General features: G+C 51.5%; 2 protein-coding genes. One reads left to right on the top strand and one right to left on the bottom strand.

Going from position 1 to position 959, the window contains the following annotated elements; translation table 11 throughout:
- Positions 1-215: 215 nt before the first annotated feature.
- Complete coding sequence (locus E1297_RS01390) at positions 216-539, bottom strand: hypothetical protein (protein ID WP_155132953.1); 324 nt, start codon at positions 537-539, stop codon at positions 216-218.
- Positions 540-734: 195 nt separating this feature from the next.
- On the opposite strand from E1297_RS01390, the gene E1297_RS49570 reads away from it, so the two are divergent.
- The coding region (locus tag E1297_RS49570) for a hypothetical protein (RefSeq protein WP_209015571.1) at positions 735-959 on the top strand (225 nt) is incomplete at its 3' end.

Here is a 959-nt window from a genome sequence, read left to right as displayed (position 1 = left end):
TAACACCACGGCATGAGTTCATTCAGGCGTTTATTTTAGCTTGCAGAGATTGCTCATTCTGCCGACTTTAGGGAAAGCTTGGACCTATAAATCACCCCCCCCTCAACATTCCGGAGTCGTTCCGGAACTCGATTGCCTATCGAAACGACAACGAGGACTGGGAAACCTTTGCACAAAGGGTCAATGGCGATAGCAGCCAAAAACGTATCGCCCCCTCACTTCCCCTTCCCCCGGAGGATCGCCTTGATCTCGCGGGCCGCCGCCGGGTCTTTTGAGGCCCGGAAGGCGTAGACGGCCCAGTTGCGGCCGGTGAGCGCCAGAGCGGCGGCCACCACGCTTTCATAATCCGCTCCCCAGCCAAGCAAAAGCCGGAGCGGCTCGGCGAAAACGACGGCTGCCAGCACACCGCAAATGATCGTCACAGCCCGCTCCCCCCAGCTGTTGTCCCGCCGGAAACGTGAGCCCAGCAGCGCAAACAGGATGATGATCACGATCTTGCCGAGCGACAGCCGCGACAGATAGTCCAGCCAGTCACTCATGCGCCGCGCCCCCGACCGTCTCGTAAAAACTCTGCCAGCCCGCCCGCTTGGGGAGGTTCCTGATTTGGAGATCTGAAACAGGTCGAGAAATCTGATTAAAAAATTAAAAATTATTGCCGTAATAATAACAAATTGACGCTTAACGTTTCGCCTGACAATTATTTAAAGAAAAATTGTCGTTTTAAGGTAAGTAAAATGAAATATAAAGTATTTACACTAGCGATTACATTATCGCAATTTGTCTGGATGGATACAGCCCTATCTCAAGGTGTTGACGTTGGGATGCATTTTCTCAACACCTGTGCAACAGACAATCAAATCCGAACAAATCAGGTGCAGCTCAATCTGGTTACCGGCAACCCACCTCAAAATCTGCCGCAACCATTTGTTCTATACCGCTCTCACTCCAAAACCCGAATA

This window comes from Roseibium sp. RKSG952 (genome assembly GCF_009711355.1).
This window is presented reverse-complemented; position numbering and strand designations above follow the sequence as displayed.

What these genes read in the sequence shown, in the direction of transcription:
- E1297_RS01390 (WP_155132953.1), bottom strand. Translation starts at nt 539, where the DNA reads ATGAGTGACTGGCTGGACTATCTGTCGCGGCTGTCGCTCGGCAAGATC.